Annotated in this window: 19 protein-coding genes and 1 riboswitch; of the genes, 13 read left to right on the top strand and 6 right to left on the bottom strand. The window is 63.9% G+C overall.

The genetic code is table 11. The annotated features are described in order from the left end of the window. Positions 1-279 precede the first annotated feature (279 nt). Entirely contained in the window at positions 280-1830 is a 1551-nt protein-coding gene (locus BBSC_RS00850) for an amino acid permease (protein ID WP_046726159.1), read from the top strand. 215 nt (positions 1831-2045) lie between these two features. Here the strand turns inward: BBSC_RS00850 and BBSC_RS00855 are convergent, their stop codons facing one another. The 3 genes from BBSC_RS00855 to thiS are packed head-to-tail and all read right to left on the bottom strand — an operon-like array spanning position 2046 to position 3917. Then, positions 2046-2939 (bottom strand): thiazole synthase, encoded by an 894-nt coding sequence (locus tag BBSC_RS00855; protein WP_081892967.1) that lies wholly within the window; start codon positions 2937-2939, stop codon positions 2046-2048. 52 nt (positions 2940-2991) lie between these two features. Beyond that, entirely contained in the window at positions 2992-3717 is a 726-nt protein-coding gene (gene thiF / locus BBSC_RS00860; protein WP_033516817.1) for a sulfur carrier protein ThiS adenylyltransferase ThiF, read from the bottom strand. Between the two features lie 5 nt (positions 3718-3722). After that, positions 3723-3917, bottom strand: a complete 195-nt coding sequence (thiS, locus tag BBSC_RS00865) for a sulfur carrier protein ThiS (protein WP_033516815.1) — start codon at positions 3915-3917, stop codon at positions 3723-3725. Positions 3918-4254: 337 nt separating this feature from the next. Beyond that, positions 4255-4358: riboswitch (TPP riboswitch) on the bottom strand. 133 nt (positions 4359-4491) lie between these two features. On the opposite strand from thiS, the gene BBSC_RS00870 reads away from it, so the two are divergent. Further along, complete coding sequence (locus tag BBSC_RS00870) at positions 4492-5478, top strand: aldo/keto reductase (RefSeq protein ID WP_046726158.1); 987 nt, start codon at positions 4492-4494, stop codon at positions 5476-5478. Positions 5479-5490: 12 nt separating this feature from the next. Here the strand turns inward: BBSC_RS00870 and BBSC_RS13830 are convergent, their stop codons facing one another. Beyond that, a complete protein-coding gene (locus BBSC_RS13830; RefSeq protein ID WP_169742217.1) occupies positions 5491-5631 on the bottom strand; it encodes a hypothetical protein in 141 nt (46 codons plus the stop codon). Positions 5632-6128: 497 nt separating this feature from the next. Here BBSC_RS13830 and BBSC_RS00875 point away from each other — a divergent pair, with 497 nt between their 5' ends. From BBSC_RS00875 to BBSC_RS00885, 3 genes are all read left to right on the top strand, one after another. Beyond that, a complete protein-coding gene (locus tag BBSC_RS00875; protein WP_033516813.1) occupies positions 6129-6656 on the top strand; it encodes a MarR family winged helix-turn-helix transcriptional regulator in 528 nt (175 codons plus the stop codon). A 271-nt stretch (positions 6657-6927) separates the two neighbouring features. Further along, positions 6928-8799: an ABC transporter ATP-binding protein gene (locus BBSC_RS00880; RefSeq protein WP_033516811.1), complete on the top strand. Its 1872-nt coding sequence runs from the start codon at positions 6928-6930 to the stop codon at positions 8797-8799. Between the two features lie 131 nt (positions 8800-8930). Then, entirely contained in the window at positions 8931-10766 is a 1836-nt protein-coding gene (locus tag BBSC_RS00885) for an ABC transporter ATP-binding protein (RefSeq protein WP_033516809.1), read from the top strand. Here BBSC_RS00885 and BBSC_RS00890 read toward each other — a convergent pair. Then, positions 10744-11748 (bottom strand): LacI family DNA-binding transcriptional regulator, encoded by a 1005-nt coding sequence (locus BBSC_RS00890; RefSeq protein ID WP_033516807.1) that lies wholly within the window; start codon positions 11746-11748, stop codon positions 10744-10746. The genes BBSC_RS00885 and BBSC_RS00890 overlap by 23 nt on opposite strands. Positions 11749-11881: 133 nt before the next feature. Between BBSC_RS00890 and BBSC_RS13835 the strand changes: the two genes are divergently transcribed. The 4 genes from BBSC_RS13835 (at position 11882) to BBSC_RS00905 (ending at position 15664) form a co-directional block, all read left to right on the top strand. Beyond that, positions 11882-12091 carry a hypothetical protein gene (locus BBSC_RS13835; protein WP_161787630.1) on the top strand — a complete coding sequence of 70 codons (210 nt, stop codon included), beginning with the start codon at positions 11882-11884 and terminating at the stop codon, positions 12089-12091. 200 nt (positions 12092-12291) lie between these two features. Continuing rightward, positions 12292-13647, top strand: a complete 1356-nt coding sequence (locus tag BBSC_RS00895; protein WP_033516806.1) for an ABC transporter substrate-binding protein — start codon at positions 12292-12294, stop codon at positions 13645-13647. A gap of 182 nt (positions 13648-13829) precedes the next feature. Next, positions 13830-14786: a carbohydrate ABC transporter permease gene (locus tag BBSC_RS00900; RefSeq protein ID WP_081892965.1), complete on the top strand. Its 957-nt coding sequence runs from the start codon at positions 13830-13832 to the stop codon at positions 14784-14786. After that, the gene (locus BBSC_RS00905; protein WP_033516804.1) at positions 14783-15664 is read left to right on the top strand and encodes a carbohydrate ABC transporter permease; all 882 of its coding nucleotides are present in this window, start codon (positions 14783-14785) and stop codon (positions 15662-15664) included. The genes BBSC_RS00900 and BBSC_RS00905 overlap by 4 nt, the downstream gene beginning before the upstream one ends. A 462-nt stretch (positions 15665-16126) precedes the next feature. Here the strand turns inward: BBSC_RS00905 and BBSC_RS00910 are convergent, their stop codons facing one another. Next, complete coding sequence (locus BBSC_RS00910; protein WP_033516801.1) at positions 16127-17158, bottom strand: FAD:protein FMN transferase; 1032 nt, start codon at positions 17156-17158, stop codon at positions 16127-16129. Between the two features lie 147 nt (positions 17159-17305). Between BBSC_RS00910 and BBSC_RS00915 the strand changes: the two genes are divergently transcribed. The 4 genes from BBSC_RS00915 (at position 17306) to BBSC_RS00930 (ending at position 22956) form a co-directional block, all read left to right on the top strand. Continuing rightward, the gene (locus tag BBSC_RS00915) at positions 17306-18700 is read left to right on the top strand and encodes an MFS transporter (protein ID WP_033516870.1); all 1395 of its coding nucleotides are present in this window, start codon (positions 17306-17308) and stop codon (positions 18698-18700) included. 417 nt (positions 18701-19117) lie between these two features. After that, positions 19118-20848: an FTR1 family iron permease gene (locus tag BBSC_RS00920; protein ID WP_033516799.1), complete on the top strand. Its 1731-nt coding sequence runs from the start codon at positions 19118-19120 to the stop codon at positions 20846-20848. Between the two features lie 56 nt (positions 20849-20904). Further along, a complete protein-coding gene (locus BBSC_RS00925; protein WP_033516797.1) occupies positions 20905-21597 on the top strand; it encodes an iron transporter in 693 nt (230 codons plus the stop codon). Between the two features lie 90 nt (positions 21598-21687). Continuing rightward, positions 21688-22956, top strand: a complete 1269-nt coding sequence (locus BBSC_RS00930) for a DUF2318 domain-containing protein (protein ID WP_033516795.1) — start codon at positions 21688-21690, stop codon at positions 22954-22956. Positions 22957-23009: the final 53 nt, after the last annotated feature.

Below are 23009 nucleotides of genomic sequence, written 5' to 3' on the forward strand. Positions count from 1 at the left end.
TTAGGCACATTGGTCGCTTCTTAGGCAGGTCATCGTGGAGCGCCGCTTGTCATAGCGCTGAAATACTGGGATCTTGTTCTCCGGTTTCGGGCGGAGCCTGCCTAAGAAGCGAACAATGTGCCTAAGAAGTGCAGCCGAGGGCGGACAAGACGGAAACTGAGCCGAACCTGTCCAACTCCCGGCGACGATGATACAGTGTGAACCTATGTTGCAAGCCTGCCGGAGCAAGGCGGGATACAGAGCAAGAAGAGCAAGACGCAGAGGAAGAACAGGTGAAGCATGGGCGGCGGTCATAACAGGAGCAACGGCTCAAACGGGCTCGGCGGCGGGTCATCCGAACCGGCGGAAGGCGGCAGCCGGCTCACGTCGGTAGAGAGCCTCGACAAGGGCAACGAGATGGCCCGCGGGCTGAACAACCGGCACGTGCAGTTCATCGCCATCGGCGGCACGATCGGCACGGGCCTGTTCCTCGGCTCCGGCAAGTCGATCGCGCTGACCGGCCCGAGCATCATCTTCGTGTACATCGGCGTCGGCGTCATCATGTTCCTGCTGATGCGCGCGATCGGTGAGCTCATGTACCGCGACCCGAGCCAGCACACCTTCATCAACTTCATCACGCGGTATCTCGGCAACGGATGGGGCACCTTCGCCGGATGGTCGTACTGGATCGTGCTCGTGCTCATCGGCATGAGCGAGATCACCGCCGTGTCCACGTACTTCATCACGTTCTTCGACACCTTCGGCATGGATCTGAGCCATTGGAAATGGCTGATCGAGCTGTGCTTCCTCGCCGCGCTGGTGACGATTAACCTGATCGCCGTCAAGGTGTTCGGCGAGGCGGAATTCTGGTTCTCGATGATCAAGATCACGCTGATCTGCGCGATGATCGCGACCGCCGTGGTCATGGTCGTGATCGGGTACCACTACGACGCCGTGCAGATCACCGGGCAGGACGGCATCTCCCCGGCCGGCCACGCTGGGCTCGACAACCTCTTCGCCGGTTTCTCGATCGCGCCCAACGGCTGGCTCAAGTTCCTCATGAGCTTCCAAATGGTGTTCTTCGCCTACGAGATGATCGAATTCGTGGGCATCACCGTCTCCGAGACGCAGAATCCGCGCAAGGTGCTGCCCAAGGCGGTCAACGAGATCATCGTGCGCGTGCTCATCTTCTATGTCGGCGCGCTGGTCGCGATCATGGTGATCGTGCCGTGGACCACCTTCAAGCCGAACGCCGACGGCTCCTTCGCCTCGCCGTTCATCATGGTGTTCCAGTATGCGGGGCTCAACTGGGCGGCTGCGCTCGTGTTCTTCGTCGTGATCACCGCGGCGTCGAGCGCGCTGAACTCGCTGCTGTACTCGGCCGGTCGGCATCTGTACCAGCTGGCGAGCGAGTCGCCGTCGCCGACGTTCCGCAAGGTCGGCGTCGTCTCGAGCCGCCGCGTGCCGGCCCGGGCGATCCTGGTCTCGGCGGCGCTGATCCTGCTCTCGCCGATCATCAACGCGGTCCCCGGCATGTCGAGCGCGTTCGTGCTGTTCTCGTCCGCCTCGTCCGCGGTGATCATCTTCATCTACGTGCTCACGATGGTCGCGCACCAGCGCTATCGCCTCTCGGCCGATTTCATCCCCGACGGCTTCGTGATGCCGGCCTATCGCGTTACCAACACGATCACGATCGTGTTCTTCGTGTTCGTGTACTGCACGCTGTTCCTGGCCGACGACACGCGGGGTTCCGCGATCGCCGGGCTGGTGTGGCTGGTCGCGTTCGGAGGCTACTGCCTGCTGCACGACCGCTTCGTGAACCGCGATCTCAAGGCGTCGCTGCACGAGTGATGCGGCGGGCGCCGTGGAGCCGCCGCCAACATGGTTTGAGCGGGTGACCCGTGCCCGCTCTGATCTGGCTCCCCTCTCTGAGGGGAGCTGCCACGAAGTGGCTGAGGGGAGAAGCCTCGCAAATATCGGGTATCAATCCGGTAACGTTCGGGATTTCCCTCAGCCGTTCTGTCATATTCGGGTTTCCCGGGAAGGGATCCGAATACGGTGGCGGCTCACGCGGCGTTGGCGGAACCGCTGGGGGCCAGATAGTCCGCGGCGTTGGTCGGGCTGGACGGCACGGCGTGACCTTCGGTCACGGTGCCGAGACCCGACAGATACGCTTCGCGGCCCGAGGCGATCGCGTGCTTGAACGCGCGCGCCATCAGCGGAATGTTGCCGGCGGAGGCGATGGCCGTGTAGGCCATGACCGCGTCCGCGCCCATTTCCATCGCCTCGGCGGCCTGGCTGGGCCGGCCGATGCCCGCGTCGATGATGACCGGCACATGGGCGTTCTGGATGATGACCTCGATGAAGTCGCGCGCCCGCAGGCCCTTGTTCGAGCCGATCAGCGAGCCGAGCGGCATCACGCACGCGGCGCCTGCCTCCTCCAGTTGCCGCGCCGCGATCGGGTCGGGGAACATGTACGGCATCACCACGAATCCCTCCTTGGCGAGCATCTCGGTGGCACGGATCGTTTCGGCGTTGTCGGGCAGCAGGTACTTGGTCTCGTGCTCGATTTCGACCTTGACGAAATCGGTCTGGCACACCTCGCGGGCGAGCCGCGCGATGCGCACGGCCTCCTCGGCGTTGCGCGCGCCGGAGGTGTTCGGCAGCATCGTGATGCCCTTGGGGATGTAGTCGAGCAGGTTGTTCTCGGTGGTGCGGCAGCGGCGCAGCGCCATGGTGACGATCTGCGTTCCCGCGTTCTCGATCGTCGCCTTGATGAGGTTCAGGTCGTAGCGGCCCGATCCGAGGATGAATCGGCTGGTGAACCGGTGCCCGCCGAGCACCAGAGGGTCGGCGTCGCCGGTGGCGATCGCGTCGTAGGCGTGCTCGTCCGGTTCGGGCAGGACCGCGGTGTTCGTGGCCGTGCCGACCAGCTCGTCGAGGGTTGGATTATCGGTCATGGTATGTCCTTGCGTGTTCGGTGGTACGTGTTCGGTCGTGCGTGTTCGGCTGTCAGGCGTCTTCCTCGTCCAGGATCAGGCGGGTGATCATATTCGCCTCCTGGCAGGCCACCACGCCGACGCGCGGGGCCATCAGCCCGGCGCCCGGAACCGGAGCGGTCTCGCCGTCGCCGCAGAAGTAGAAGTTGCGGGACACCCGTCGGGTGGAGATCAGGTTCGAGCTGCGGAATCCCGCCATGCCCGAGGCGGAGACGAGCTTGGCGTCGGGCAGCTGCTCGAGCACGGCGTTGACCAGCAGCGTCTTGTTCTCGGGCACGTCGAACGCCTCGCAGATGATGTCCGCGTCGCCGAACAGCTCGGCGACGTTCTCGTCGGTGACCTTCACCGTGTCGATGCGCACGTCGACGAACGGGTTGATCTGCGCGAGATTCGCGCGCAGGGCCTCGGTCTTGTACTGCCCGACATCCTTGAGGAAGTACTGCTGACGGTTCAGATTGGTCATATCCACGCGGTCGAAGTCGACCAGATGCAGATGGCCGACGCCGATGCGCGTGAGCGCCACGGCCACGGTCGAGCCGAGCCCGCCGCAGCCGGCGATCGCCACATGGGCGTTGTCCAGCTTGCTCTGCGTGGCCTCGGTATGGCGCTCGATCAGCGCGTCGCGGATCTCCCGCTCGGACACGAGCGTGGTCGGGTCGGGCGTGCCGTGGAACGCGGCGTCGCGGGCGGCGAGCTGAGCGTCGTCGGCGGATGGCGTGAATCCTGCTGGTATCGGCATGATCGTCAGCCTCCCTGCACGAACGTGACGATTTCGACGGTGTCGGTGCCCTTGAGCATCGTCTCGGCGCGCTTGACGCGCGGCACGATGGCCCCGTTCAGTTCGACGGCGACGCGCTCGGGCGTGAAGCCCAGGCGTTCGATCAGATCGTTGACGCTCAGCGGCGTCTCGATCTGCTCTTCCTTGCCATTGACGATCATGTGATCCCCTTGTTCCGGCGCGCCGGCGATGGCCCGTCGGCGCGCGTAATAAAAAAGGGTCGCTGAAGCAGCCGTACCCTGTGAGGTGGTGCGCCCCTTCATGACCCTGGTCATTCGATATTCAGTTATAAGGCAATGTTTGGTTATTGGAACGAAATATCGCGGCGTTGCGCCGGTGCGCTGCGCCCGGACTGCTTGCGGAACCGCCGGTGCGCCAGCGCGATGACGAGTCCGCGTGGTGCCGCCGTGCGTGCCGGAAGCAATGCGGTGCAGACACGGCGTGCGTGCCTTGACATGCTTCGAATGGATGGGAGTGCATCGCGAACGCCATGCCATATGGCGTGACCAACCCGTTTCCTTACGGCGGCATTACCCGCATCAAGTTGACGGTCGAAGTTCGCGACTTCCTCTCAGCCCATCCGGGCTCCCGTTCGGTTGCGTTACCATCATAGCGCCGACCGTGCGACATGCCATGCGGGCGGGGTGGACGGGGTGAGGCGACCGGCATGCCGCGCGCCGGACCGGCCGCCCGGCTCCCTCGGCCGCATGTCCGCGCCTATGCGAAGATGGTGGCATGACAGCATTGCATCATGCGACCGATTTCGCGAACACCGTCGATTTCGCGGGATATCACATCCCCCGCCTCGGCATGGGCACGATGGCGCTTGCGATCGAGGGGCGCCCCGACCGCGGCACCGCGCTCGAGACGATTCGCGCCGCACTCGACTGCGGCGTGCGCTATCTCGATACCGCATGGTCGTATTATCTGCCGAGCGCTCCCGGAACCGGGACTCCGGAGGACATGGGATACGGCGAGCGGCTGGTCCGCGATGCGCTTGCCGGTTGGGACGGCCCCCGCGATGAGGTGCTCGTCGCCACCAAGACCGGGTACCGGCGCACCTGCGAGGCGGTTGCCGGTGCGTCAGCCTCGCAGGATCGGGCCTCGGCAACGGGCGGCGGGCGCCAGCATCTGCAGGCCGCCGGCAGCCGCTATGGCTGGATGGCCGATTCCCGGCCGGAGACGATGATCCGCGACGCGAAGGAATCCGCGCGGCATCTCGGCGTCGACGCGCTTGACCTGCTGTACTCGCACGGCCCGGACCCGGCGGTGCCCTACGAGGATCAGATCGGCGCGCTCAAGCAGCTGCTCGACGAGGGCGTGATCCGCTACGCCGGCATTTCCCGGGTCGACAACGCGCAGATCGACACGGCTCGCGCGATTCTCGGCGACCGGCTGATCGCCGTGCAGAACCAGTTCTCCCCCTCGCACCCGGACCCGGAGCGCACGATGGAGCACTGCGCCTTGCTGGGTCTTGATTTTGTCTGCTGGTCGCCGCTCGGCGGGTTCCTCGATCCGTTCGACCGGCACTGCTACGACCCGTTCCGCGAGGTCGCCGCCGCAAGGGGCGTCTCCTACCAGCGCGTCGTGCTCGCGTGGGAACTGACCCGCTACGATCGGCTGTTCACGATCCCCAGCGCCCGGAATCCGCATGAGATCAGGGATTCCTTCGCCGCGACCGAGCTGCGGCTCACGGACGAGGAGCTGGCGCGGCTCGGGTGAGGGCGCCTGTTCTCAGTTCGCGGACGGGCGCGCGCTGTGCGGGGAGTATTGGAACGACCCGTGCACCAGCGACGAGGTAAAGTGCTCGGTGCACATGCCAAAATCCACCGCCTCATGCGTGCAGCCGACGATGCTGCAAGAAGTGCGTTCCATGATGTCCCCTTCCTTGGTTCCCCCGTACTGCGGCAGCGATGCCGGTTCCGGTACTGATAACGCTACTCTTCTTTGCGCGATGGGCATAGGGGAAACCTTGTTTTTGTTAGCCGCGTCACATTCTTTGGGCATGTCGTGCCGCGTTATCGGTCTGTGGCGCCGGAGCCGGTGCTGGCGGTGTCGGGAGAGGGCGGCTTTCGCATGCCCAAACACCCGTTCTGCGGTTTGACATGCTGAAATACCCGAAATCGAGGCCTATTTCGGGTATTTCAGCATGTCAAACGGCAGAACGGGTATTTCGGCAGGCCAAAAATCTCGCGTAGTAAATTGTTTATAGTGTGAGATAAAATACCGGTGGTTGTGAGATCCGGGCGACATGTGCCCATGCCGTGAATGCTGGCGGCGTGTGGCTGCAATGGCCGTGCATGCGGCGCGTCGCTCGTACCGCGTGATCGCGCGCGTCAAAAACATGGGAAGCACAAGCATGGGAGTGGCTGATGGGATTCGAGCAGGAGGCGCTGAGCGAGCTGTACGCCAGCGTATGGGGCAATCGTTCCAAGATGCAGCGGGACTTCACCCGGGGGGTGCATGGCGAGGCATTCGTTCTGCACGAGTTGTCCTGCAAGGGGACTCAGACGCCGTCGCAGCTCGCCGCGGCGCTGAAGGTGAGTTCCGGCCGCGTGTCCACGGTGTTGTCGGTTCTGGAGAAGAAGGGCCTGATCACGCGGGATGTCGACCCCGATGACCGGCGCATCATCCGCGTGAACCTGACGGAGGCCGGGCGCACCCGGGCGGGGCATGACATGGAGGAGCTGCGGTCGGCGGTCTGCTGGATCTTCTCGCAGATGGGGGAGCGGCGCACCCGCGAACTCGTCGAACTGGTCGCGGAATTCTCCGTATACATGTCGGTGTGCCACCCGGGCAAGGCGCGGCCGACCCCCGAGGAGGTGCGTGCCGCGTTCGCGGAGAACGAAGAGCGCCGTCGCAAGGCGTTGTCCGATGGGAATCCGGACTGCGGGGCGTAGCCGATCCATTCTGAGGCGGGGCGATCGGCCTCCCCGCCACGGCCGCGCGTTGGTTCCCGGCCCTGGCGATGATGCTCCGGCGTTTCGCTCTCAGGAAATACACAGCATCATGCGTAATATCTCACACTGTAAGTAATTTGCCAATAAGAGATAAATGAACATCGGGATACGCGGCATTGCGAACTCGCGGCGCGTATCGGCAGCATCAGCAACATCAGCAACACATCAACAACCGTCAACAACGAAAACAAAAACACCGGAAGGGAAACGAATGCTACGCATCATGAAATACCTCTCCAAAGCGGAGATAGGTCAGATGCTCATCGCTCTGGTGACCATCATCGGTCAGGTCTACTTCGACCTGAAGCTGCCTGACTACATGTCGGACATCACCACCTTGGTCGAGACGCCGGGCAGCGACATGAAGGACATCTGGATCGCCGGCGGCAAGATGCTGCTCATCTCGCTCGGCTCCGTGGCCTGCGCCATCATCACCGGCTATATCGCCGCGCGCGTGGCCGCCTCGTTCACGCAGCGCCTGCGCTCGCTCGAATTCCGCAAGGTCGAATCCTTCGGTCCGGCCGAAATGAGCCAGTTCTCCACCGCCAGCCTCATCACCCGTTCCACCAACGACATCACGCAGGTGCAGATGTTCATCACCATGGGCCTGCAGCTCATCGTCAAATCGCCGATCATGGCCGTGTGGGCGGTGTGCAAGATCGCCGGCGAAGGCTTCGAATGGACGGTCGCCACCGGCATCGCCGTGGTGATCCTGCTGGTGGCCATCGTCATCATGATGGCCATGGTCATGCCGAAGTTCAAGGCCATGCAGGCCCTGACCGACAACATCAACCTCGTGGCCCGCGAAAACCTCACCGGCCTGCGCGTGGTGCGCGCCTACAACGCCGAGGACTACCAGGAATCCAAATTCACCAAGGCCAACAAGGAGCTGACCGAAACCCAGCTGTTCACCAACCGCGTCATGGCGTTCATGATGCCGCTGATGAACACCATCATGAACGGCCTGATGCTCGCCGTCTACTGGATCGGCGCCTACCTCATCGACGCCGCCGGCCTCAAGGACAAGCTCACCGTGTTCTCCAACATGGTCGTGTTCTCCAACTATTCCGTGCAGGTCATCATGAGCTTCCTGCTCATGAGCATGGTGTTCGTGCTCTGGCCGCGCGCCGACGTGTCCGCGCAGCGCATCATGGAGGTGCTCGACACCGAGCCGATCGTCAGGAACGGCACCAAAACCGCCGCCGATGTGGCCAAGACCGGGCAGCGGGGCACCGTGGAGTTCCGCAATGTCAGCTTCACCTACCCGGATTCGCGCGAGGCGATGCTTGAAGGCATCAGCTTCACCGCCAAGCAGGGCCAGACCGTGGCGTTCATCGGCTCCACCGGTTCCGGCAAATCCTCGCTCATCAATCTCGTGCCGCGCTTCTACGACGTCAGCCAGGGCCAGGTGCTGGTCGACGGCGTGGACGTGCGCGACTACGACCTGAAGTCCCTGCGCGACAAGATCGGCTACGTGCCGCAGCAGTCCGTGCTGTTCAAGGGCACCGTGGCCTCCAACGTGAGCTACGGCGACCAGCCCGGAGAGTCGTCGGATGTCGAGATGGCGGACACCTCCACCCCGGCCGGGCGCAAGCGCGAGGCCGAGCTGATCGCCGCCGGCAGGGCCGCGGAAGGCGCCGATATGCCGGCCGAGCAGCTGGACCGCATCAAGGCCGCGGCCGGCGTGGCCCAGGCCAGCGAATTCGTGGAGCGCATGGACGGCGAGTATTCCGCCGCGATCGCCCAGGGCGGCTCGAACGTGTCCGGCGGCCAGAAGCAGCGCCTGTCGATTGCGCGCGCGGTGTACCGTCACCCGGAAATCCTGATTTTCGACGACTCGTTCTCCGCGCTCGATTTCAAGACCGACCGCGAAGTGCGCGACGCGCTCGCCCGCGAGGCCAAGGATTCCACCAAGCTCATCGTGGCCCAGCGCATCGGCACCATCATGAACGCCGACCGCATCGTCGTGCTCGACGATGGCAAGGTCGTGGGTCAGGGTACGCACAAGGAACTGCTTGAGGACTGCGACGTGTACCGCCAGATCGCCGAATCCCAGCTCAGCCAGTCGGAGCTTACCGCGTAGGGGCTTACCAGGCTCCCGCTGGCGGGAGCTGTCGAGCATAGCGAGACTGAGGGTGGTCTCCGATCTCCCCTCAGTCACTTCGTGACGGCTCCCCTCCAGAGGGGAGCCAGGAAACAAAGGACTTAACACAAATGCCAAGAGGACCAATGGGCGGTGGGCGCACCACCGAAAAGCCCAACGACTTCGGCAAGGTCATGGGCAAGCTCGTGAACTATTGCCGCAACTATCTTCCCGTCATCGTCATCGCGCTCGTCCTGGGCGCGGCCGGCACCGTCTGCCAGATCGTCGGCCCGGACAAGCTCAAGGACATGACCAACGAAATCGTCAAGGGCCTGCCCGCCATCGTCAACGGCAAGCCGGTGATGAATTCGGTCGATTTCGGCGCTGTCGGTCATATCGCCTGGACGCTGGTGGCCCTGTACGTGGGCTATGCGGTGCTCGGCTACGTGCAGAGCTGGATGATGGCCAACGTCACCCAGCGCACGGCCCAGCGCCTGCGCGAGTCGATCTCGGTCAAGATCAACAAACTGCCGCTCAAGTACTTCGACAAGGTCAGCTACGGCGACGTGCTCTCCCGCATCACCAACGACGTGGACGCCATCGGCCAGACGTTGGGCCAGTCGCTCGGCTCGCTGATCACCTCGGTGACGCTGTTCGTGGGCGCGCTGGTGATGATGTTCTACAACAACGTCATCATGACCCTGTGCGCCATCGGCGCCAGCGTCCTGGGCCTGATCATCATGATGGTCATCATGAAGGCGTCCCAGAAGTACTTCTCCCGCCAGCAGATCGCGCTTGGCGACGTCAACGGCCATGTGGAGGAGATGTACGCCGGCCACCTCATCGTCAAGGCGTACAACGGCGAGGCCGACTCGATCCGCCGCTTCGAGAAGTACAACTCGGACCTCTACGAGTCCGGCTGGAAGTCGCAGTTCCTCTCCGGCCTGATGATGCCGCTCATGAACTTCGTTGGCAACTTCGGCTACGTGGTGGTGTGCGTGGTCGGCGCGGCGCTCGCGCTCGACGGGCAGATCGAGTTCGGCGTGATCGTGGCGTTCATGATGTACATCCGCCTGTTCACCCAGCCGCTCTCGCAGTTCGCGCAGGCCTTCCAGAACCTGCAGCGCTGCGCGGCCGCCGCCGAGCGCGTGTTCGGCTTCCTCGAGGAGCCGGAGATGGAGGACGAATCCGGCAAGTCCGCCTTGCTCGGGGCAAACGGCCACGAGGTGAAGGGCAACGTGGAATTCAGCCATGTGCGGTTCGGCTACGAGCCGGACAAGCCGATCATCCACGACTTCTCGGCTGACGTGAAGGCCGGCCAGAAGGTGGCCATCGTCGGTCCGACCGGCGCCGGCAAGACCACCATGGTCAACCTGCTCATGCGCTTCTACGAGATTTCCGGCGGCTCGATCTCGATCGACGGCGTGGACACCAAGTCCGTGCCGCGCTGGAACGTGCACGACCAGTTCTCGATGGTGCTGCAGGATACATGGGTGTTCCGCGGCACCGTGCGCGAGAACATCGCCTACTCCAAGCCGGGCGTGACCGACAGGCAGATCGAGGACGCCTGCAAGGCCGTTGGCCTCGACCGTTTCATCCGCTCGCTGCCGCAGGGCTACGACACCGTGCTCGACGACAAGTCGAGCCTGTCGCAGGGGCAGAAGCAGCTGCTCACCATCGCCCGCGCGATGGTGCAGGACGCTCCGATCCTGATTCTCGACGAGGCCACCAGCTCCGTCGACACCCGCACCGAGGAGCTGATCCAGAAGGCGATGGACGCGCTGACGGTCGGGCGCACGAGCTTCGTGATCGCCCACCGCCTGTCCACGATCCGCGACGCCGACATGATCCTGGTGATGAACCACGGCGACGTGATCGAGCGCGGCACGCACGATGAGCTGCTCAAGGCCGGCGGCTTCTACGCCGATCTGTACAACAGCCAGTTCACGCTGACTGGCGCACGATAAGCTCGCCGGTGAGCGTTATGGAATCGGGGCCGGTATCCCTGCCGTCGTCGAGCTGCCGCAGCAGCATGTCGACGGAGGTGATGCCGGCCCTTCTGAAATCCTGCCGGTAGGTGGTCAGCGCCGGTCTCCAGATCGCCGACAGCGGATGGTCGTCGAAGCCGACGACGCGAACGTCGCCCGGGATGCGCCGCCCCTCGTCCATAAGACCGCTCATCAGGCCCATGGCGATCTCGTCGTTGCCGGCGAAAATGGCGGTGATATCCGGCCGATGGGCGAATTGGCGCCCGAGATCGCGCGCCTTGTCGGGCGACCACCCGACCGTGAATGATTCCGGAATGTCGAGGCCGCGGTTGCGCAGTGCCGCCCGCCAGCCGCTGGAGCGGTTCCGCCCGCCGCCGGCTCCGGGGACCGAAACGTGGTGCACGGTCGGTGCCCCGGTGCGCAGCAGGTATTCGGTCAGGCGCAGCCCCGCTTGGTATTCGTCGAGCGAGATATGCGCATGGTAGGGGTCGAAGTCGCCGCCTATCACCACGCAGGGCATGGATTCCGGGATATAGGTGACGGCCTTGATGGCCGTATCGTCGTATTTGAGTACGATGATGCCGCAGGGATGCTGGTCCAGCGCCATGCAGACCGCCGCCTTGCCGGATTCGGTCGATTCCTCGTCGAGCTTGGAGATCGTGACCGCATAGCCGAGTTCCCGGGCGCGGTCTTCGATGCCTTGAATAGTGACCGCCGACCCGAGCAGCGTGGTGTTGCTGGACAATACGGCGATGCTCTTCGTCGAGGCGGTGACCAGTCCTCGGGCGATGCCGCTGGGGCGGTACTCCAGCAGGGCGATGGCCTTCGCGATGCTGGCGCTCGCCTCTTCGCTGATATGCGAGGAATGGTTGAGATAGCGGGAGACGGTGGACACCGAGGTCCCGGCAAGGGCGGCGACGTCCTTGATCGTGGGGGTGCGTTTCGTCGGTTCCTTTGGCATGGTTCTCCCATTCATTTCTTGTGCGATTACGCCGTGCTGCATCGCCCATGCAGAGTGCCGAAGGGTGATTGAGGGGACGCTATATGCCCCTAAGTATAACGATGCGACACTGCTCGGGCAACCACATGGGTGCATGGATACGATACCATATAATCCCGCAATGGGCCATATTTGCGGTGTGTGTGCCGTGCCGCTCGGTCTGTTGGCTGACTGGATTGATGCGGTGATTTTTGTTGGAATATCAACGATTATGGATAATTGTACGCCGGAATTTGGCGATGGTTCCGAATGGGTGACACGCGCGAAAGCCGTTTGGGAAGTTGTCATGGAACCGATACCATGATAGAGTTTTCGCATGGCACGGGCGCGAGGCCGCTAGGGAAACGGAGGCAATCGCTGCAAGTGCACGGTGCATTGATGCGGGGCCCTCCGCGCGGTAGCGGCATGGGCGCCGGGCGCCGTGCCGACCACGCGCGGCCATGGGGACGACGGTTCATGCGAGCGGTTCGTCATAACGGTTCATACCGAGAGAAAGGTCAATCAATGAAGATTCTCACTGTCAGGAAGACGATTACGGCCGTCGCGGCCGTCGCCGCGGCCTCGATGGCCCTGGCCGGGTGCTCCAATCCCACCGCGGGCGGCGGCGCCGGTGCGGGGGCGGATCCTTCGTCCGCCGATTATTGGCCGTCGGCCACCGCCAAGCTTGACGGCGTCGAGCTGAAGATGTGGGCGGCCCAGACCTCGAACAAGATTCCCGCCAAGGTGATCGAAGGATTCGAGAAGGCCACCGGGGCCAAGGTTTCGGTCGAGACCATTCCCGACCCCTATGAGCAGAACGTGCAGACCAAGGTGACCACCGGCGATGTGCCGAACCTTGCGATGTGGCAGCCGACCAAGTCGATGCTCGCCGGATTCATCGCGCAGGACAAGCTGCAGAAGCTCGACAAGGCGCCGTGGGTCGGCAACTATGTCGAGGGCGTGGCCGACGCTGGCGGCGTTGTGGACGGCACCCGCTATGCGGCGATGGTGTCGATGCCGTCGGTGCAGGGCGTCTTCTACAACAAGGACGTCTTCAAGAAGGCCGGCGTCACCGACATGCCGAAGAACTGGAACGAGATGGTCGAGGCCGCCCGCAAGATCAAGTCGACCGGCGCCGCCGACTCCGCGTTCTTCGAGGCCGGCGGTTCGCAGTGGACCACGCAGTACGCGGTGAGCGTGCAGCTGGCCGATGCCGCCAAGAAGGGACTGTGGGACCGCATCAACACCGGCGAGGAGAAGTTCACCGACAAGACCGTGCAGGGCGCGGTGGACAACTACAAGGCGCTGTTCGACGAGGGCCTGTACAACAAGGACGCCACCACCGCCAAGGACTCCGACGAGGCCGCGGCCCTGTGGGAAGGCAAGACCGGCATGTTCATCGCCGTGGGCGGCCTGTTCAATTCCGTGGCCGCGCTCGCCAAGAACGACAAGACCGCGCTTGACGAGAAGATCGGCTTCTTCCCGATCTCGACCGAGGGCAACATCGGCACGATCATCCCGGAGCAGACGAACGCCGTCATCTCCTTCAAGTCCGGCGACGCCAAGAAGGACGCCGCTGCCCGCCAGTTCATCAACTACTGGATGAGCGACGGCTATGCCGACTTCGTCAAGGACCAGAACGTCATCTCCGTGCTCAAGGACGTCAAGTCCCCCGACACAATCCCGCAGGCGCTGCTGGACGCCGCCGATTCCATCAAGACCGGCGTCGGCTCCATGCAGTCGCTCGCCATCGCCAACCCCGACCTGTACCTGTACCTGGCCGAGATGATCACCGGCACCAAGAAGCCGGAAGACGTGACCAAGGCCACGCAGGATCAGTTCGCCCAGCTCGCCAAGGCGCAGGGCGCCAAGGGGTTCTAGTTATCCCGCGCCATAAGCTGGCTCCCCTCTCGGAGGGGAGCTGGCCGCGAAGCGGTCTGAGGGGAGCATTGCCGCGAACGCCTGCATCAAGCCGATTCGCATGCGCTCCCCCCCATAAAGGGGAGCCGAAATGTTCGACGAACTTGCGGCGCAAGCCACCAGCGGATTTGGAGAGGAATACGATGACATCATCACATGCGCTCGAGGGCGGTGCGAACGCCCCAAGACGGGCGGGCGGGGCCGGTCGATCCGGCGGCCTGGCCCAGTCGATACTGAAGAAGAACTACCCGCTGCGGTACATCGTGCCGGCGTTCGCCATTCTGCTGGTGTTCTTCTTCGTCCCGACCGTTCTGAACTTCGTCTACGCCTTCACCAACTGGTCGGCGTTCTCGAAGACCATCGAGTTCAACGGGCTCGATAATTTCTTCGACCTGTTCCAGTCTGGCACGCTGGTGCGCGACCTGCGCACGACGATCATCTACGCGCTGCTGGTGGCCGTTTTCCAGAACGGGTTCGGCTTGCTGCTGGCCGTGTTCCTCGAGGACGACACGCGCATCAACCGCTTTGCCCGCGTGATGTTCTTCGTGCCGGTGATCATGTCGGCGCTGGCCGTCGGCTACATCTGGCAGGCGGTGCTCAAGCCCGACGGGGCATTCAACCAGATCCTGTCGTTCTTCACCGGCCACCAGATCGACGTGGCGTGGCTCGGCTCCACCACCTGGACGATCGTGCTGGTCGCCGCGATCCACGGCTGGAAGTGGATGGGCCTGTCGATGCTGGTGTTCCTCGCCGGTCTCAAGACCATCGACGCCGATGTGCTGGAAGCCGCCGCGATCGACGGCGCGAACCGCCGCCAGGTGTTCTGGAAGATCAAGTTCCCGCTGCTGGCGCCAGCGTTCACGTTCAACGTGGCCACGTCGCTGCTCGGCTCGATGAACGGCTTCGATATCGTGCAGTCCACCACGGCCGGCGGCCCGGGCGGCTCCACGGAGATCCTCAACATCTTCGTGTGGCGCACCTTCGGGCAGGGCCTGTATTCGCAGTCGACCACGATGAGCCTGGTGCTGTTCATCATGGTCATGGCCATCGCGGTGCCGCTGATCTGGTACCTGCGCAGAAGGGAATCGAAGATCCTATGACTTCCGCAACATACGGCGTAGCGCCGAAAACCAATGAATCGGTCACCGTCAACCGCCGTTCGGTCGCGGGCGGCGTCATCCACGCCATCCTGGTGGTGCTGGTGATGGTCGTGCTGCTGGGCGTGCCGTTCTGGCTGCTCGTCGTCACGGCCGGCAAAAGCCAGTCCGAGGCGATCGTGCCGAATATGAGCCTGCCTGAGCATTGGCAGCTGATCGAGAATTTCGTGACGGTGCTGACGCAGGGTAAGATGCTGCTCGCCTTCTTCGGCTCGCTGCTGGTCACCGTGCCCTCCGTGTTCCTCGCGCTGCTGTTCGGCTCGATGGCCTCATGGATTCTGGCGCGCCGCGCGACCAAACCGATGTCGGTTGTGTACGCGCTGGGCATCTCGGGCCTGATCCTGCCGCCGGCCGTGGTCACGGTGATGATGCTGCTCAAGATGATCGGCCTGTCGGGCACGGCGCCCGGCATGGTCGGCGTGTACATCGGCATCTACATGTCGACGGTGATCTTCTTCGTGACCGGCTTCATCCGCACGATTCCGATCTCGCTGGAAGAGGCCGCGCGCATGGACGGCGCCAAGCCGATGCGCATCTTCTTCACGATCATCCTGCCGCTGCTGGGCCCGACCCTCGCCACCGCGACGATCCTCGTGACCCTGTACATCTGGAACGACGTGTTCTACTCGCTCTTCATCCTCTCCGGCAAGATGGACCTGCTCCCGCTGAACCTGTACAACGTGGCCTCCGCCGGCCTGTACCTCAACAACTGGCACCTCATCTTCGCCTACATCATCCTCATGAGCCTGCCGCTGCTGCTCATCTTCGCCTTCTTCCAAAAAAAGATCATCGGAGGCATCACGGGCGGAGCCGTTAAGTAGACAGTCCTGTGGACTGTCTATAGGCTCCGCCGAGCGGCGGTGGCCGCGAGGGGATATTGAGTCGGCCGTAGGCCGTCCGTAGTTGCGGATGGAGCCGTTAAGTGAACAGCGCGGCGCCGAGTCGTCACTCTGGCTCCCCTCGCTGAGGGGAGCTGTCGGCGCAGCCGACTGAGGGGAGTCAACGCATGGCGCAGTGTCAGGCGATTTACGGGAATGCTCCCCTCAGTCCGTTTCGCGGCCAGCTCGTCCGCAATCAAGGACGGCCTTGCGGCCGCAGTCCTATCTGCTCACTGTCGTTCGCCTTCGCCTGCAAACGCCTCCGGCGTTTGCTTCACGGCTCAGCCTCATAGAGGGAGCCAAGGTGGGAGCCCGTTTCGCGAGCCGGCTCCCGCCGGCGGGGAGCGTGTGGCCTTCCGCCCATCGGACGAGCGTCAAACCTGAGGTAAAACGGGGTCGTGGCCATTACTTCGTGAAGAACGCGCCGGGGAAGCCGGCTGATTTCGCGGCGGTGCGGTCGGCGTTCAGTATCGCGCATGCGAAGGTGCAGCGCTCCCGCAATCGTTCGGCTGGCGTGGTGAACAGCGCCGTGGCCACTCCGTCGGCCGTGGCGGTCGGATATCGGTTTGGGGTGGGTGTCCCCGAGGCCTGGGACCGGGGGAGGGGCGCGTCGGAACCGGATACCATGCCAGTGGAATCCGCCACGTACACCCATGTGGCCATGACATCGTCGGCGGGCAGTCCATCGATCGCGTTGAGCAGATGGTGCAGCCGATGCCCGGCCGCCTCGCCCCAGCGCCTGCGGCTCGGCGCGCTCGCGCAGAACGAACCGCGGTCGACACTTGCCGTGCCGACGGCGTTGGCCGGGTTGCCGGGGTCCTCGAGCGCGATGGCGACGGGCTGGTCGTCATGGCTAAGCAGGTCGCTTCCCGCGTTGATCAGGAACCGCATCCCCGCACCGGCCGTCGTGCCGTTCCGCGAGCTGCTCCCCGCCAGCAGCAGTCTTCCCAGCAGGTCGACCAGATACCCCTTGCCGCAGGCGCCGAAATCGAGCGATACCGGGCGGCTGGTGATCAGCGTGGAACCGTGCCGTTCCACGGCGTCGCGCCAGACGGCCCGCCCGTGCGCGGATCCCAGATGATCCCACGCATCCGCGTCGACCGTGAACGAGTACCGGGCATCGTAGCCCAAACGGATCAGATCCTCGCCCACGCACGGGTCGATCGCCCCCTGCGTCGCGTCGAACAGCAGGTCGTAGAGATCGAACAGGCCGGCCGCCCAATCGGGGAAATCGAAGTGGCCGCCGTGCGCGGCCTGACTCATCGCGCATACCGTCGAATCGGCGCGGAATCGCGACAGCGCCGCCTCGTAGCCGTCGATGAACGTGCGCATCCGCTCGCTGCCCGGATCCGGTTGCGAGGTCTGCACGATGATTCCCGTGCCCAGTGCTCCGGGGAATGCCATCCGGTACGGCATGCGTTCGTTCAGTTCGGCCATATCCCCAATTGTGGCAGCCGAGGCGAACACGGTCCGTTGGTGGGGTGACATCGGGTGTTGAAGGGGGATTCGGCGATGATAGTATTGACATAGTGTCAAAGCAGTCACGGAGGTTGAGTGATGGCCGGAACCACAGGCGGCGCAGCGATGGGCGCCTGCACCGAAGCGCCGGCGAGGCCGGCGATCAAGGATCTGCCGACATCCAAGGTCTGGGCGTTCGCGGTCGGGCAGTTCGGATGGGCGCTGCTCAGCGGCATCATCTCGAACTGGCTTGTGTATTTCTACCAGCCCGATCAGGAGACCATCGACCAGGGGCAGACCGTGTTCGTGCCGCAGGGCCTGGTGATTCTGGGCATCGTCACCGTCGTCGGCGGCATCACCGCGTTCGCGCGATTCTTCGACGCCTTCGTCGACCCGGCCGTCGCCAGCCTGTCCGACCGCAGCACGTCGCCGCGCGGCCGGCGCATCCCCTTCCTGCAGCGGGCGGCCCTGCCGCTGGCCGCCGTCACCGTGCTCGTGTTCTGGAGTCCGATCAACGGCACCAGCTGGGTGAACGCCGCGTTCCTGTTCGTAACCGTGATCGGCTACTACATCGCGCTCACGTTTTACTGCACGCCGTACAACGCGCTGATCGCCGAGCTGGGCCACGACTCCAAGCAGCAGCTCAACATCTCGACCACGATCTCGTTCACCTTCATCGCCGGCACCGCCGTCGCCTACGTGGCGCCGGTGATCTGGGGCGCGTTCGTGCCCGGCCTCGGCCGGGTCAACGCGATCCGCGTCACGTTCACGATCCTCGCGGCGGTCGCCTTCGTCTGCATGCTCGTGCCGGCGCTCGCGATCGACGAGCGCGAATACGTCGACTCCAAGCCGACCGGCGAGGATACGCTCACCTCGCTCAAGGAGACGTTCCGCGACCGCGAGTTCGTCAAGTTCGTTAGCTCCGACATCGTGTACTGGGTCGCGATCACGATGTTCCAGACCGGGCTGCCGTTCTTCGTCACCAGCCTGCTCAAGCTGCCCGAAACGAGCACGACTATCTACTTCGTGCTCATGACGGGGGTGTCCGTGCTGTTCTACCTGCCGGTCAACATCTTCGCCGGCCGCGTGGGCAAGAAGCGGCTGATGCTGGTCGGATTCGCGATCTTCACCTGCGCGTACGTCTTCGCCTCCCTGCTCGGCTCCGGTGCGCTCGCCGGCATTCCCGCGATGGCGCAGGGCGCGATCCTGTCGGTCGCGTGCGCGGTTCCGATGGCGATCTTCGGCATCCTGCCGCAGGCCGTGGTCGCGAACATCGCTGGCGCGAGCTCAAAATCCACCGGCGAGGACCGACAGGGCATGTTCTACGCGGCGCGCACCTTCGCGATGAAGATGGGCCAGAGCCTGTCGATGCTGCTGTTCACCGGCCTGAGCACGATCGGCGCCGCGTCCGGCACCGGCTACCGCGCGGCCGCGATCTGCGCCGCGGTGCTGTGCGGCGTCGGTGGCGTGATTTTCGCGTTCTACAACGAGAAGAAGGTGCTGGCCGTGCTCGAACCGTGAGCGACGGCCGGGTGGCCGTCGGCCGGGAACTGAATCGGATGTTCGGAGCGCGAGGATCCCGCGATCCCGAGGTCCCAGGATTCCACGATCCGGTATCCCGCATTCCATTATTTTTCGCTCCTCCCGGCGTGCCGCCGGCGTGCCAAGCGGCAAAAAAACGACGTGATTTCGCATGGTGAGATATATCGGCGGACAGTCGACCGTGTGAAAGCGCCTATTTTCTGCCCTGTATTTCCCATTACCACAAAAAACCTAAAAATCAAGACTGTTTTTTCTGGAAGTTTCCTCGTACGTTAGTGACGCAGTGGGCAAAAGCCCACCGAACAAGCGGTGCATGACAACGAGAGGAAACCAGGAATGTCGGTTCGCGCCATGACGAGGAATCGTCGTAGTTCCGCGATCAGCGGGTTCGCCGTGATGATCGCGTTCCTCGTGGCGATGCTTATGGGGCTCAGCCTCGTCGCCGCGACTCCGGTCGCGTTCGCCGAGGGCGACGACAGCTCGTCGAGCGGTTCCGACTCGTCCGTAGACTACGAGACGTGGTCCGCCGTCGCCGACGCGATCGGCGAACAGCTGCAGTCCGGCCTCAAGGAGTACAAGTCCGGCAATACCGCGGGCTCCACCTCCGATTTCATGTCCGCATACAACACGATTTACATCGCGTCGAACTTCACCGCCGTGGTCCGCGACTCGATCAGCTCCGACAAGCAGGCCAGCCAGCAGCAGGCGTTCCAAGGCATCCAGAACCTCTCCTACACGGCCGGCAACGACGGCAAGCTCGAGGAACAGATCAACGCGCTCTCCGCCGACCTGCAGGACAGCGCCAAACAGCTCGATTCCAACACCCAGGTGGCGAATCCGAAGCAGTACGCGCAAGCCCTGCAGGCGCAGATCGCCAAGGAGCGCAAGGAGCTCGACGCCAAGAAGAAGCGCACCAAGAGCACCGCCAAGACGTGGAAGGAAGTCGCCGCCGCGATGACCCCGATCCTGGACAACGCCCTCAAGGCGTACCAGGACGGTGACGCCGCCAAGGGCGCCACGCTCGTCAACGACGCCTACTACCAGCACTACGAGAAGCTCGGCTTCGAGAAGACCGTGCTGAGCGCCATCAGCGGCAACCGCGTCTCCGAGGTCGAATACCAGTTCAAGCTGTGCCGTTCCTCGATGAACACCGGCAAGCCCGTCTCCGAGGTCAAGAAGCACATCGAAGACCTGAAGACCATGCTGGTCACCGATGCGGCCAAGCTCGACGGCGGCGCCGCCGATGAGGAGGGCGGCTTCGTCAAGTTCATCACCAGCTCCGTCGGCCAGGCGTTCCTGATCCTCATCCGCGAGGGCCTCGAGGCGCTGCTCGTGGTCGCGGCCGTGGTGGCGTATCTCGTCAAGTCCGGCAACAAGCGCTTCACCAAGTGGATCTACGTCGGCGTGGCTGCCGGCCTCGCCGGTGCCGGCGTGGTGGCGATCATCTTCATGCTCGCGTTCGGCGGCTCCGGCCCGCTGCAGGAGATCATGGAGGGCGTGTGCGCGCTCGTCGCCATGTGCATGCTGCTGTGGACCAGCAACTGGATGCTCAACAAGTCGAGCGTCGAGGCATGGAACCGCTACATCCGGGAGAAGACCGAAGCCGCGGTCGCCTCCGTCTCCTCGCAGGTCGAATCCGGCGAGAAGGTCGCCTCCCGCACGGTGATTTCGCTCGCCATGCTCAGCTTCCTCGCTGTGTTCCGCGAGGGCGCCGAAACCGTGATCTTCTACCAGTCGATCTACACGATGAGCCGTGACACGCACGGCATGGTGGTCGGCGCGCTCGCCGCCGCCGTGGTGCTCGTGATCATCTTCCTCGTGATCCGCTTCACCTCCGTGAAGATCCCGATCGGCCCGTTCTTCCTCGTCACCTCGATCCTCATGTCGGTGCTCGTGGTCGTCTTCGCCGGCGGCGGCGTGCACGCGCTCATCGAGGGCGACCTGCTGCCCGCCATGTACCTGCCGGGCGTGCCGACGAACGACTGGCTCGGCTTCTACCCGTACGTCGAATGCATCGTGGCCCAGGTGATCGCGGCCATCGCGGTGATCGCCCTGTTCGTGGTCGGCTTCATCAAGCAGCGCAAGGCCAAGGCCGCCGCTGCCGTACAGGCCTCCGCGGCCAACTAAACAACCAGATTTGTCCGAATTTTCCCAAATTCAACCCACACAAAGGAAGAGAAACAATGAAGAACAAGAAGATCGCCGCTCTGCTCGGCGTGCTGCTCGCCGGTTCGATGGCCTTCTCGCTGTCCGCCTGCGGCAGCTCCAACAACTCGGCGTCCGACACCAAGTCCGACACCTCGCAGTCCGACACCAAGAAGGACGACTCCTCCAAGGCCGACGCCCCGACCGAGACCGCCGGCTTCGAAGAGGTTCCGGTCGGCCCCTCCGGCACCGCCGAGGAGCAGGACAAGCCCGCCGGCCCGCTGACCGTCGGCGCCGTCTACTTCCAGCCGATCGACATGGAGCCCGCCTCCTCCGGCCTGAAGGCCGCCGACGCGAGCTTCCACCTCGAGGCCGACATCCACGCCTCCCAGGAGGGCACCGACTACGGCTACGGCAAGGGCGACTTCGTGCCTGACCTGACCGTGAACTACACCATCATCGACAAGTCCACCGGCAAGGAGGTCGAGGGCGGCAAGGCCACCTCCGGTACCTTCATGCAGATGAACGCCTCCGACGGCCCGCACTACGGCGCCAACGTCAAGCTCGACAAGGCCGGCACCTACCAGCTCAAGCTGTCGATCGAGTCCCCGGCCGCCAAGGGCTGGATGCTCCACGTCGACCCGGAGACCGGTGTGAAGAACCACCAGTTCTGGACCGAGCCCATCGAGGTCACCTTCGACAACTGGGATTACACCCCGCGTCAGTGGTGATATAGCCCGGCGAATCGCTCCCTCCTGCGTGGAGGGAGCTTTTGCTGTCTTTATACGCATTTGTAACGAAGTTGTACGGAAGGGATGCGAATGCTTGAACAATTCGTGGCGGTGATGCCGGGGACGTTGGCCCCCGCGTTGCTGGTGATGTGCCTGAGCGTGATGCTCACCGTCGGCGAGGGCCGGGACAAGCCGGTCAGCGCCCATTGGCGGCTGTGGGGACTCCTGATCGGCCTGGTCGCCGCTATCGTGTTCGCATCCCTGCGCGCCTCGGCGGTGATCAACCAGCGCACCTTCGTCAACTATCCGGTGCTGTGGTGCGCCATCGTCGTCGACGTGCTGACCTTCGTGGTCCTGGTGTTCGCCCGGCGCATCACTGCCGACTGGCAGCGCCATAAGGCCGTCATGCATGTGGCGAACGCGATCGCGGCCGTCGATATCGCGCTCACCCTGTTCTACGCCCTGCCCGACGTGATCCTGCAGCTGACGATCTGGGTCGAGCCCGGCGCCCCGATCTTCACCTCGGATATGCTGCTCCGTGCGCTCGGCTTCGCGCTGGGCCTGACCATGTCGATCATCGTCGCCGCGATCTTCCGCACGATGCGCTCCACGGCGGTGCGGCTGTCGTTCACCATCGCCGTCCTTGCGGTGATGACGATCCTGTTCGTCCAACATCTGACCGGGCTGATGCAGATCCTGCAGGCGCGCGGCTTCCCGATCGGGCATACGGGCTTCGTCGCGCTCGCCTGGTCGATCAACCACAACAGCTGGATGATCATGGCGCAGGCGTTCGTGTTCCTGATTCCCGCCGTGGCCTCCGTGGTCGCCGGCTTCCGCATGCCGCTGACCGGCGCGAACGAAGCCATCGGACGCCAGCACAAGGCGTTCCGCCGCCGCGCCGTGGCCGCGGCCGTATGGAGCCTGGTGGCGATGATCGGCGTCACGCTGACCCTCACCGTTGGCGTCGCCGCGACACAGCAGACCATCACCCTGTCGCCGCCGGAAGCGTATTCGCTCAAGGACGGCGTGGCGACGATCCCCTTCACCCAGGTCCAGGACGGCCATCTGCACCGCTTCGAGTACAAGGCGAAGGACGGCACGGTCATGCGCTTCATCATCATCAAGAAGAACGGCGGCGCGTACGGCATCGGCCTGGATGCCTGCGAGAACTGCGGCGACGCTGGCTACTACGAGAAGGACGGCAAGATCATCTGCAAGAAGTGCGAGGTCGCGATCAATCTGGCGACCATCGGCTTCAAGGGCGGATGCAACCCGATCCCGTTCAACTACAAGATCGGCAACGGCGAGATCACGATTCAGACCGCCGATCTGGACGCGCTGAGCGCCCACTTCCAGTAAGGCTTTTCCGGCTTCCCGCACCAGGGAACCGGACCATGACGGCGAAAGGAGGA

The sequence above is a fragment of the Bifidobacterium scardovii JCM 12489 = DSM 13734 genome (genome assembly GCF_001042635.1).
Lineage (GTDB): Bacteria > Actinomycetota > Actinomycetes > Actinomycetales > Bifidobacteriaceae > Bifidobacterium > Bifidobacterium scardovii.

What these genes read in the sequence shown, in the direction of transcription:
- BBSC_RS00850 (WP_046726159.1), top strand. Translation starts at nt 280, where the DNA reads ATGGGCGGCGGTCATAACAGGAGCAACGGCTCAAACGGGCTCGGCGGC.
- BBSC_RS00855 (WP_081892967.1), bottom strand. Translation starts at nt 2,939, where the DNA reads ATGACCGATAATCCAACCCTCGACGAGCTGGTCGGCACGGCCACGAAC.
- thiF (WP_033516817.1), bottom strand. Translation starts at nt 3,717, where the DNA reads ATGCCGATACCAGCAGGATTCACGCCATCCGCCGACGACGCTCAGCTC.
- thiS (WP_033516815.1), bottom strand. Translation starts at nt 3,917, where the DNA reads ATGATCGTCAATGGCAAGGAAGAGCAGATCGAGACGCCGCTGAGCGTC.
- BBSC_RS00870 (WP_046726158.1), top strand. Translation starts at nt 4,492, where the DNA reads ATGACAGCATTGCATCATGCGACCGATTTCGCGAACACCGTCGATTTC.
- BBSC_RS13830 (WP_169742217.1), bottom strand. Translation starts at nt 5,631, where the DNA reads ATGGAACGCACTTCTTGCAGCATCGTCGGCTGCACGCATGAGGCGGTG.
- BBSC_RS00875 (WP_033516813.1), top strand. Translation starts at nt 6,129, where the DNA reads ATGGGATTCGAGCAGGAGGCGCTGAGCGAGCTGTACGCCAGCGTATGG.
- BBSC_RS00880 (WP_033516811.1), top strand. Translation starts at nt 6,928, where the DNA reads ATGCTACGCATCATGAAATACCTCTCCAAAGCGGAGATAGGTCAGATG.
- BBSC_RS00885 (WP_033516809.1), top strand. Translation starts at nt 8,931, where the DNA reads ATGCCAAGAGGACCAATGGGCGGTGGGCGCACCACCGAAAAGCCCAAC.
- BBSC_RS00890 (WP_033516807.1), bottom strand. Translation starts at nt 11,748, where the DNA reads ATGCCAAAGGAACCGACGAAACGCACCCCCACGATCAAGGACGTCGCC.
- BBSC_RS13835 (WP_161787630.1), top strand. Translation starts at nt 11,882, where the DNA reads ATGGATACGATACCATATAATCCCGCAATGGGCCATATTTGCGGTGTG.
- BBSC_RS00895 (WP_033516806.1), top strand. Translation starts at nt 12,292, where the DNA reads ATGAAGATTCTCACTGTCAGGAAGACGATTACGGCCGTCGCGGCCGTC.
- BBSC_RS00900 (WP_081892965.1), top strand. Translation starts at nt 13,830, where the DNA reads ATGACATCATCACATGCGCTCGAGGGCGGTGCGAACGCCCCAAGACGG.
- BBSC_RS00905 (WP_033516804.1), top strand. Translation starts at nt 14,783, where the DNA reads ATGACTTCCGCAACATACGGCGTAGCGCCGAAAACCAATGAATCGGTC.
- BBSC_RS00910 (WP_033516801.1), bottom strand. Translation starts at nt 17,158, where the DNA reads ATGGCCGAACTGAACGAACGCATGCCGTACCGGATGGCATTCCCCGGA.
- BBSC_RS00915 (WP_033516870.1), top strand. Translation starts at nt 17,306, where the DNA reads ATGGGCGCCTGCACCGAAGCGCCGGCGAGGCCGGCGATCAAGGATCTG.
- BBSC_RS00920 (WP_033516799.1), top strand. Translation starts at nt 19,118, where the DNA reads ATGATCGCGTTCCTCGTGGCGATGCTTATGGGGCTCAGCCTCGTCGCC.
- BBSC_RS00925 (WP_033516797.1), top strand. Translation starts at nt 20,905, where the DNA reads ATGAAGAACAAGAAGATCGCCGCTCTGCTCGGCGTGCTGCTCGCCGGT.
- BBSC_RS00930 (WP_033516795.1), top strand. Translation starts at nt 21,688, where the DNA reads ATGCTTGAACAATTCGTGGCGGTGATGCCGGGGACGTTGGCCCCCGCG.